We start from the raw sequence: 10,226 nt of genomic DNA, 5'->3' as shown, positions 1-10,226 counted from the left end.
AACTGGAAATTCTAAATGAGTATGTAGAGTTGATGAGAAAGAAAACAACTCCCTTCTGGGCAGCATAACTGTCTAACAAACTCAACACATTAGGCGTCTATCAGGACCCTATAGTATAGAGTCTAGCCCAAAAATGAGCACACATTCTTTAACGATTCAGCCATGTTTTTCAATCTCAGACTTCAAAACCCAGAAATCCTCTTCCAACAAGTCTTTATACTTTATGTTATACAGCGCCGCCGCAGGATGAAACACGGGAATGGCAATAACAGGAAAGCCAAAAGGATTAATCTCATACACTCTTCCGTGAATCTTCGTAATACCCCCAACCTCAGTTTCCGCTTTAGAAAGAACAAATGCAGCAGAGTGCCTGCCCAACATCACTAAGAACTTTGGTCGAATAATTTGAACTTGACAATTCAAATACAGCCCAGTGCAAGTGGTAATTTCTTCCGACGTCGGGTCGCGATTTCCAGGAGGTCGGCATTTTACAATGTTTGTTATGTAAACTTTTTTTCGTGAAAGCCCGATGTTGTGCAGTAATTCATCGAAGATTTTTCCTGCAGCTCCTACGAAAGGTAGCCCTCTCAAGTCTTCTTGTCTTCCAGGAGCTTCGCCGATAAACATTATTTCTGCCTTAATGTTTCCATCGCCTGGAACTGCATGTCTACGTTGATTCCATAGCCTGCATTTAACACAAGCCGCCACTTCAGCGTTAATTCCCTTTATCAATTTTTCCTTCGACATCTAAACTCATCGTCGCCTTTACTCAAACTAACGAGTGAATATAATTTTTGTTGCAAATGTGCAAAGTGCTTATTGGCAGAAGTGTTCCTTATTCTTCTGGATGCCTTGCATTCTCTCCAACACTGTAGAGAAAGATACGAGCTGAAGAAGGTCCCAAACGTTGAAATCTGTTAGAGAGTTCTTTAATTACAGAGACATAGTTTTGTGACTTATCAAGACTATCAAGGTATGACTGGAATGACTCCCGCTCCTTTATTTTTTGGAATTCCTTTGCGTTTTTTATTGTAGCCTCAATCTTGCGTCTATTTCGCACTATGCCTTTATCGGTCATAAGCCGCGCCAAATCGCTATCGTCGAACTCCGCAACCTTCGAGATAGAAAAGTTTTCAAACGCCTTCTTGAAGTTTTGCCATTTTTTGTTAATCATCTTCCAACTTAAGCCTGCTTGAAAGATGATACGTGTCATATTCTCAAAGTATACATCATCACTTTGTGGCCGTTTTTCTCTGTACACCCAGCTTGAGGGACACCAACTTGACTCTTCCATAACTCATCCCTCCAATACATAATCTAGAATTTTAAAATATAATTAACTGTTGCCTTGCGTTTGAAAAATGACCGCAACAGTCTTTCTACTGCATTTCAACAATATGCATACAATAAAGCTGCTTATCTCGCCTGAATTTTGTGGTGCGGCCACCGGGATTTGAACCCGGGTCGTCAGCGTGGCAGGCTGATGTCCTAAACCAAACTAGACTATAGCCGCTCTTATTTTGAGAAATTAAACCTTGTTGTGCTTTATTTTGTTTGTGCATGTTTTGTGTATCAGTTTGTGTATAGTTAGCTGTTGTTGGATTTGTTTCGGACTTTAGGATTTCTTTATACTCTGCTGGTAAATCCTCATCTTTTCCTATGTAACACCATGATCTCTTTGTTCCATCCCAATGCTCAACATACCAGTACTTGTAGGTGTAGCCTTTAGACTTTGTAGGTTTAATCACTAGACTACCTTTCTTGTTACACTTTATGCAAGTGACATTAGGCATCTTCCTTTTTCTCCTATATTAGATGTAGAATCCTATAGCAGCTAGAATATTAAAAGTTTGTGTATAAATGTAGCAATTCGTGCTAACCATTTAGTCAAATCTTAAGTCTGTGCTAAGTCATAGTTAATAATGGATACTGGAAAGAATGGAGTTGCAGAAAACTAGATTCTTTACTGTTGATCTTACTAAGACAAAGGGAAAAGGAGAATTTAATTGCCCAAAATGTGGAATTGAGATCTCCCCAGATGACATGACAGAAGACAGGTTCACAGTTCTAGACACAATTATGAAAGGAGATAGAACGGCAAAGATAATCCTGAAATGCAACAGATGTGGAAGCCAAATCCATTTAATCGGATTTCATCTTCTAGACAAAGTGACTAATCTAATCTAATTTTCCTTCATTTCTCCTATAACTTGCAGTTAGTTATATGTTTAAGTTGATATTTCTGTTTTGCGTAGGTGTAAAATATGTTGAATATAGCATCGATTTCAGCAGTAGTTGCAGGCGCAGGCGTAATAGTAGGTGTTGTATTTGTTATTCTGGAGCTTAGGAATTTGGTCATAACAAGGCAGACAGACTTGGTGATTAGATTGTATTCAGCTTTCGGGAGTAGGGAGTTGCAAGGAGCGTGGGAAAAAGTCAAGACTAGAGAATATAAGAACTTCAATACTTACAAGAAAAAATATGGTTTACTAGAAACAAATGAAGCCGGCTGGTTCTTTGAAGGATTACGTGTTCTTCATAATAGAGAACTCATAGATATTGACCTAGTTGATGACCTCTTCAGCTCACCAGTCAAAAGAGCATGGGAGAGAATAAAGCCAATAGCAGAAGAAATGAGAAGGGAAACACAACGTCCACAAATATGGGAATGGTTCGAATACCTCTATAATGAAATGAAAAAAAAAGAGAGCAAACACTATAAGCACAACAATAAACTCCACTTTTTCTTTGAAGTTTCTTCCCCAAGTCATAAAAGCCATAGTTTTGGTTGTTGGAATTCCATTTTCTGGCCTTCAGGCGAGACATAATTAATATAGATGAATTGAGATTCAAGGTGAACTATGGATTTGGTGGAAAACATGAAGGAAGATGAAACGAGTTATTGTTTGGAAGGCATAGCTTTTGGTCTTGCTGATGGCTTAATCATGAGTTTGGGTTTGATAATAGGAGTGGCTGAGGCAACTACAGATTCAAGACTTGTCATAATAGCTGGTGTTATAGGTGGATTTGCCAATGCATTTGGAAATTCTATAGGGTTTTACATGTCCCAATCTGCTGAGAGAGGACTACAGATCCATGAGGCAACTGAACATAAAGTGATCACAAGGGTTCATTCAAAAAGAGAAATCTACTTGAGCAGCGGTCTTGCCTTCTTATGTTCTATAGGAATATCATTTATGCTTCTTATCCCTTTCATCCTTCTGAACATGGCAACAGCCATAATTCTTGCCTTTGTATTAGGAACCTTGGTTGCCTTTTCACTTGGAAGTTATGTTGGAAAAATAAGTAGTGAGAACAAGTGGTATTCTGGACTAAAGTATTCAGCTATAGCTTTTCTTGGAGCAATCATCTCCCATCTTATAGCAGATCTAATCACTGCTCTATAACACAAAATCCTAGCAAGCTAGTTTATGGAAAAGGTAAAGCCCACAATATAGAATGAACCAAGAGAGAAACTGGCTTACTTTTGGAGTTTCTTCCACAAGTCATAAAAGCTGAACAGAGAGCATTGCAGACTATGGTTCAGTAGCTACACCTTGAGTTCTATTGGAGCAAGTGATAGATAATGTTCTCCGTTCAGCTTTTATGAATTATGGAACAAATTTCGACTTACTGTGCAAGCTTTTTCTTCTGTACACTATGGCTGCTAATAGTGTTGTTATCATAAACAGTGGTAGAATGAGGAATTATAGAAAGGTGTTTTTTACAGATGAAGAAATTTGGCAAGCGTGTCTTTTTGTGGCAATGGAGAATTAATGATTTTTTGAAGTAAGTTTTGAGTTGGAAGTGTTATATCTGCCTGAACCATGCTCTTTATTGTTCTTAGAGGAGTATGAGTAGTCATTACAGATGTTTTTAACAGCTCTAATTTCCATTCAATAGCAGCAAGTTTCTTCTCTATTGGAAAGACAGATTTTTTCTTCTTTCTGTTCATAACATTGTTCTCCAAGTGAGTATCTTGTGTATTGTTATATAGGATGATTATTCTTTCAGAGCACATATTCCGAAAATCGATACATTTGCCCATGCAGACTATAGGAAATGTCCTTATTTCAAATAGACCAGTCAATCTCTTCTCTTTTTTCTTTTGTACAGTACAATTGCTAGTAGTGTGTTGCTATCATGAATAGTGGAAAGACTATTTTGCTTCTGCCAAGTATTTCAAATGGAAGGGCTTCAGAATCTGGTTTCCACCAAGATTCACAAGAACAGTTTGAACATCAGTAAACGTGTCTCCTAACTCTCGCTTATGTTTAGACATAAAACTGTCATAATCTGAGTAGCTCTTGTGAACCGAAATCATAAAGCCACTCACCCCCATGCCTCTACATCCGCCACTCATAAGGACATTGGGCTGTTTCATCAGCCATTTTATCCCTTTTTCATGGGCATTTTTATAGCTATCTTTCAATCCGAGAGCTTCTTTAGTTTTGACCAGTGTGATTGCAAGTATCTCATACCCAAGTTTCTCCCATTTTGGGATAGCAGTATAACCATCAATTAGTTCTCTTTCTAACCTTGCTCTCCTTCTTGTAACGGTTGGCTGAGAGATCCCGATTTTCTTAGCCACTTGCCTATCACTCGTCTTAGAGTTATTCAGCAACTCACGAAGAATCTTGTAGTCAATATCCTTCAATTTATACATATTACATCAGTAACTAATTCACATTCTTCAGTTTTTATGATTTGTGGGAAGAAACTTCAATCTAATAGAAGCTAGCAACCACACTTACTTTGCTCTTTTTCTTCTTCAAACTATGACTATTAGTGGTTGGGAAAGGGAAAGGTAAAAATAGACTCATCTCCGAGGGAGAAAGGATGTTTTCTAGTTTTTTCCCAACCATATTAAATTGCCACTTCAACGTACTTAAGCTCTGGTTTCTTATCCTGCCATACAGTTACATGCAATGTTTTCTTCTGTACGCTATGTATAATAGCAGTGTTGCAGTCATGAATAGTGGCAGAAAATGTGGAGTAGTACTGGAAATAATAGGCTAATTATTTCTAGAACAAGCGTTTTTAGTGTCATTGCCATTTTTCACTAGGAAACATAATTTAATACAGAGGATGATAAAAACAGTAAAAGGAGATTGAATCGGATACAAATGAGCAACATCCTAACGTGACTCTGTTTGTGCACGTCTGGTAGGCTTTCAACAGGAATAATTTGGAGACTGTAAACAAAATGGTGTCTGAAGATATCGTCTATAGAGTTTCAGGTCAAGAGTATACTGTAGAGAAAAAGTAGGAGGCTGGAGATATCTCCAGTGAAGTCTAAGTCCAAACTAGACTGTAGCCATAATTCATGGAGCTCACTGCAAGTTTATTTACTTCTCTTAAAACCTTTCTGAGAGGCTGGAATGTCACAATTGTTTACGAGACTGTTAAGCTAAACGATGGACGAACAGCCACGCTTGACTGGCTTAAAGAAGAAGATTTACCAGAGATCGTGGAAGCGCTTAACAGCGTAATTCGCGAAGGCAAATACCTCTTTATGGATAATGAAATAACGGATATGGAAGAGGAGCGAAGATGGTTTGAGCGTGGCAAAAAGGCGGGAATGCTTTACTTGGTTGCAAGAGTTGACGGTAATCTGATTGGAGGTGCAAGTATCCATCCACACACTGACAAACGGTCGCATGCGGCAGAGTTCGGCATCTTCATTCGCGACGGCTACCGCAACTTGGGATTAGGAACGACTATAGTAAAGATGTTTACCGAAATCGCTAAGGAACGTGGGTTTGAAGTGCTTCAGCTTTCTGTCTATGCCACAAACAAGAGAGCTTTTCACGTTTACAAAAAATGTGGGTATAAGAAATGCGGCAAACTGACCCACGATATAAGATTTCTTGATGGGAAGTATACTGACAGGATATTGATGGAGTTGCTTTTGAAGTAGTGGTGCCGAGGGCCGGGTTTGAACCAGCGACAAATGGAGACATCACCCAATCTTTCCCCTTTTTTTGTACTCGAAGACTTGAGCAAACGTCTACTTTACTTGCAGGATCATGCGCGTACGCATGCTTTATGGTTTGTTGTTGCTAAGAGATATTTCGATCTCTAAGTATTTTTGCCTAGCCATTCTTTTGATAGCAAGAAATTTTCCGAGGCCTTTTTGGCCTGTTTTTCCATAGATGCTGATTTCTCCCTCAAAGAGGTCTAAAACTGCACGGGCCTCTTGCAGGGAATGCATATCTAAGTCCATTACTGAGAGAATTGTGAAGCCTTTTGATTTGAGTTCTGTGAGAAGTCCTGTTAGCCATCTTCTAGTTTGAAGAGCTTTGTGTTGTAGGAGAACATCTGAGACAATTTGAATGCAACACCTCCTTGGAGCTTTGACGGTGGGGCTTAACTTGCGCAAAGCAGAGGTCAGAGCGATGTTGATGTCTGTCAAGTTCTCAACGCCTTTCAGTTTGAACACGTTGGGTTGACTCTTCATGATAGCATCTGCTTGAGGATTGCAAATGAAACGGTAGAAGTTGGGCTGAAACTCTTTTGTGAGGTTCTCCGTTTCAAATGCCTTTGTTGTAACGTGAAAAGTGATTTGTCCTTCTCTAATTCCGGCTTCTAGAAACCTTCGAATCAGGAGATCGCTTTCATCACAAGAAGGGGCTGTCAGTATGACGGCATATTTCTCAGGTATTCCACCCAATAGCAGATTGTCGAGAGGTTCATAACCCGTAGCGACACGATCTGGAAGTGCAACCTTGGTAACTTCGATTGTCACGGGCTTGAGCTTTGAGACCAGCTGATGCCCGGTATTGTCCACATAGAGAATTTTGGGCCCTATTTCAGAAATGCCTTTTCCCAATGCTCGCAAGACCAGCTCAATCTCTTCAGTCTTCAAAGGATCAAGCCTTTTCCCCCTCATGCTGAGACGCATGTCTTCGAAGGAGCAATAATTGGGTTTGGCAACCAGCCGAAAACCTGGAGGAAGGAATCCCTCAACCTTGTCTAGCAAGATACTTTCCTTCCCAACATTTGCGATTTGAATCTTTAAATTGAACTCTTCTCCTAGCGGGATTTCTGTTACAGGAAGGATGATGTTAGCTTGAATATTCGCATGTTCAAACTTTTCCAAACCTACCGCCGTTTCTTCACTTGGACTAGGCGTGACAAAACTCGTCGTGGATGAGGTGATAGTTGGCATCACCAAAATCTCACTCAACGACACAGCAAGCTCTCTTTCTTCTCTAACTTTCTCAAGAAGTCGTTGAACTTGCTCGCTTTTTGCAGAGTGTTTTGCTTTCAGATAAGACCCAATGGAAATTTGTAGAACCTTTTCAGCTGCTATGTAATATCTGGCTTTTTTTCCAGGGTTTGCTTCCTTATTAGCATTAGTAATATATACGTAGGCATCGAAGAGACGTTGCGTAGCAATAGCATATTCTGCAGCGATTTTGAAGTTTGCTCTGACATAGTAGTTTGCTGCACTTTCTAGATGCTGAGTTGCAGATAAATACAACATCGTATCTCTGGATTCTTCAAATCTTACACCTGCGTCAAGTGCTTTACAAAAACGGCTGTGACCTAACGCCAACAGCTTCGCGCTTTCATCGACACTACTCTCTTTGGCTTTCTCAAAAAGCTTAGAAGCTTCCAAGTACAAGTTCGGGGAAGCTTCAGTCTCCGCTCTGGCCATCATTTGCCAAGCTCTGCAGAGATAGATTATGGGCATTAACTCATGGCGATCCTTGATCATCGTCGCCTTCGTGAAACGAGATTCCTGTTCAATATTGTCAAGGAGATTCTGGAATATTTCTGCAGCTATGCCAAATTTCTCAGAGCTGGCATCATGATTTCCCTGCCTGCTAAGGATTTTTGCCTCTTCTAGGGCAATCCTTCCAAGACAATATTCTTCTCTTATCCCTGAGGCTTTGATCAACCTCTCAGCTAGGTCTTTTTCATCTGTATTCTCAATTCTATCTGCGGCCATTTGAAGAGCATTCTTGCTTTCACGGAATAGCTTGGCTGCTTTTTTGAATAGTTGTATGGCTTCGGAGATTATTTCTCCTCTGCTTAAATCTTCTGCCTCTTCTAGTCGAGCCCATGCCAAATAGTTTGGGTTGAGATAAGTCCATCGTTTTGTCGATTCATGGAGATCAGCAGCCTTCTTGTAGTGGTCTTTTGCTTGCCCATAGTGTCGTTCTGCATGGTGAATCCGTGCTTTCTCAATTTCGTTCCACGCTTTCATGTATGTTGCGTGATCTTGATAGAAGTCCCTTAACAGCTGGACTTTTTCCGCAGCTTGAAGGTAGCTTTCGGAAGCACGTTCGAAATTTCCTGCAGCTTGCAGATGTTCTCCCAGAATATCTTGCGCCTTGGCGATTTTCCAGTATGATTCGGCCACGAGGCTGATTATGTCTAGCTTTCTGGCCGATTCGATTGCTTCTTTTAAGGTTTCTATTGTCTTTCTCAGGTAACCTAGCTTGCCTGTCAAGTCGTAGAGGCGCAAGAGCAATGTCGCATATGTGTCTTGATAGTCTTGAAGTGCGGCGAAAAGAGCCGTCTCACCTTTCCTCTCGAAGTAGGGTATCACCTTGCTGCACAGCTTGAGACATTCTTCTTTGCTTAGTACTGCTTTCTCAAGAAGCCTTCTTTTACCATTAAGATCCGGCGCGAGTTCAGCGAGTTCCGCCTGTATTCCTGCGAGATAATTCTGCATCACTCCCAGGTTCCAATAGAAAAATGGGCTTAAACGTCCGAAGATTTCCACTGTCCTTTCTCGATATTTGAGGGCTTTCTCGAGACATGCCCTTTTTTCTGTCGGATTTCGTAATGTATAGGCTTGGGCTTGGAGAGTTTTGCTGATAACGTGAAGTACCTGCGCTATGATCATTGGCATATCAGAGTCCTCAGCCAATGTCAAAGCTTCCATTCCGATCTTCTCAGATTTCTCCAGCAACTCTGACCTTTTTTCGGAGTTGGTTTCCCACAAGGCTTGCTGATAATAATGCTCAGCTTGGCCAGAAGGTGGACCAATAAAACCTCCTCTCGGGCTTATGAATGATAATATGCGATAATGATTGTGTGCTTTCTCGTAGAATCGCATAGCTTTCTTGGCTAATTTCCTCCTTTTTTCGGGATTCTCTGTGGCAAGGGCTTTCCAGTATGTATCATATGCTAGATAATCCAGACCGTTGGCGATAAGGAAGTTGTGTCGTGTTTGCTCGCCATATTCCAACGTTTTCTCATGATGCTTCACCGCTTCTTCTCCTCCGGCGTTTATTCCTAGCCATAGATGCGACAATCCCAAGAGAACTGCATCACCAACCTTTTCAGAAAGCTCAGCCGCTTTTCTCAAATAGTTGACAGCCTTCAGCCGGTATCTATCTATGTCCTCTGACTCGGCAATCAAATAGAATCCAGCATCGCTCAAACAAGTTCCTAAAGTGAAATAGGACCGCGCAATCTCGTATGAGTCACCGAGGTCAGAAAGCTCAGCAATTGCTTGCTCACCCCACTCCAGTCCCTTTTCCAAAATGCTCTTCAAAATCTGCCTGTCCCATTCAAGAAAAACTCTGCAATAAAAGACAAAAGACAATTCATTATAAGTCCTTGCATACTCCAGCATGGCTCCGGATTCCCTAAAACTTGCTAAAGCCTTGCTTTCTGACTCTAAGCAGTCATCAAGAAGCTTCCTCTTTTCAGAGGAATCAGAAGCAAGCCAGTAATCAAGATACTTGGCTACAGCGTCACAGCGAAACTTCCTCGCAGTCTCGTCCTTATTCAGCAGTTTTTCGTAAAATCCGTGTGCTTTCTCGTAAGCCTCAATTGCAAGGTGCATTCTTTCTCTGAAATCTTCTCCGTTATCAGCTTGAAACGCAGCTTGGTGAAAACAGAAGCCAATCCTTTCCTGAATCTCACCAGTCTTCAGAAAATCTTTCTGTTTCAACACATCAGTCCGGATCCTCTCATAAGAATCAATCGCGTGAAGCCAGTCGAATTTCTTCTCGCTTTCCTGCGCCTGAACAAGAACACGTTTTATAGATTGCCTTTTCGACATGATCCGCAAACCATCAACACGAGTACAGGTTAAACGTTTTATGCAACAGGCAATCTTAAAAGCGTTACTCGCGTGATCGTGCTGACGATGCGCGCGCATACTCAAAGCAACAAAACTATCTCCGTAGTGGAGATATCACCCGCAAACCCACACTTTTCCGCTCTTGTATCAAAGGGTCTAGTACCAAATAACACAATCT

Annotated in this window: 9 protein-coding genes and 1 tRNA gene; 4 read left to right on the top strand and 6 right to left on the bottom strand. The window is 40.9% G+C overall.

The genetic code is table 11. From position 1 onward, the window contains the following. Positions 1-156: 156 nt before the first annotated feature. The 3 genes from OEX01_05590 to OEX01_05580 all read right to left on the bottom strand — a co-directional run bounded on the left by OEX01_05590 (position 157) and on the right by OEX01_05580 (position 1,513). Positions 157-747, bottom strand: coding sequence for a uracil-DNA glycosylase (locus OEX01_05590; protein ID MDH5448459.1), 591 nt, complete (start codon positions 745-747; stop codon positions 157-159). An 88-nt stretch (positions 748-835) separates the two neighbouring features. After that, complete coding sequence (locus OEX01_05585) at positions 836-1,294, bottom strand: DNA-3-methyladenine glycosylase I (GenBank protein ID MDH5448458.1); 459 nt, start codon at positions 1,292-1,294, stop codon at positions 836-838. Between the two features lie 141 nt (positions 1,295-1,435). Beyond that, positions 1,436-1,513: transfer RNA gene (locus OEX01_05580), tRNA-Gly, on the bottom strand. A 425-nt stretch (positions 1,514-1,938) separates the two neighbouring features. Between OEX01_05580 and OEX01_05575 the strand changes: the two genes are divergently transcribed. The 3 genes from OEX01_05575 to OEX01_05565 all read left to right on the top strand — a co-directional run bounded on the left by OEX01_05575 (position 1,939) and on the right by OEX01_05565 (position 3,407). Then, positions 1,939-2,187, top strand: coding sequence for a hypothetical protein (locus OEX01_05575; protein ID MDH5448457.1), 249 nt, complete (start codon positions 1,939-1,941; stop codon positions 2,185-2,187). A gap of 77 nt (positions 2,188-2,264) precedes the next feature. Then, entirely contained in the window at positions 2,265-2,828 is a 564-nt protein-coding gene (locus OEX01_05570; GenBank protein ID MDH5448456.1) for a hypothetical protein, read from the top strand. Positions 2,829-2,906: 78 nt separating this feature from the next. Continuing rightward, a complete protein-coding gene (locus OEX01_05565; GenBank protein ID MDH5448455.1) occupies positions 2,907-3,407 on the top strand; it encodes a VIT1/CCC1 transporter family protein in 501 nt (166 codons plus the stop codon). Positions 3,408-3,724: 317 nt separating this feature from the next. On the opposite strand, the gene OEX01_05560 is transcribed toward OEX01_05565, so the two are convergent. Together OEX01_05560 and OEX01_05555 are read right to left on the bottom strand one after the other, a co-directional pair. Next, a complete protein-coding gene (locus OEX01_05560) occupies positions 3,725-3,955 on the bottom strand; it encodes a hypothetical protein (GenBank protein ID MDH5448454.1) in 231 nt (76 codons plus the stop codon). A 204-nt stretch (positions 3,956-4,159) separates the two neighbouring features. Then, positions 4,160-4,666, bottom strand: coding sequence for an Lrp/AsnC family transcriptional regulator (locus OEX01_05555; protein ID MDH5448453.1), 507 nt, complete (start codon positions 4,664-4,666; stop codon positions 4,160-4,162). 660 nt (positions 4,667-5,326) lie between these two features. Between OEX01_05555 and OEX01_05550 the strand changes: the two genes are divergently transcribed. Then, positions 5,327-5,920: a GNAT family N-acetyltransferase gene (locus tag OEX01_05550; protein MDH5448452.1), complete on the top strand. Its 594-nt coding sequence runs from the start codon at positions 5,327-5,329 to the stop codon at positions 5,918-5,920. A 126-nt stretch (positions 5,921-6,046) separates the two neighbouring features. On the opposite strand, the gene OEX01_05545 is transcribed toward OEX01_05550, so the two are convergent. Next, positions 6,047-10,027, bottom strand: coding sequence for a hypothetical protein (locus OEX01_05545; GenBank protein MDH5448451.1), 3,981 nt, complete (start codon positions 10,025-10,027; stop codon positions 6,047-6,049). Positions 10,028-10,226 lie beyond the last annotated feature (199 nt).

The organism is Candidatus Bathyarchaeota archaeon (assembly GCA_029882535.1).
Classification (GTDB): domain Archaea; phylum Thermoproteota; class Bathyarchaeia; order Bathyarchaeales; family SOJC01; genus JAOUKM01.
The sequence above is the reverse complement of the archived record's forward strand: the minus strand, read 5'-3'. Positions and strand labels throughout refer to the sequence as shown.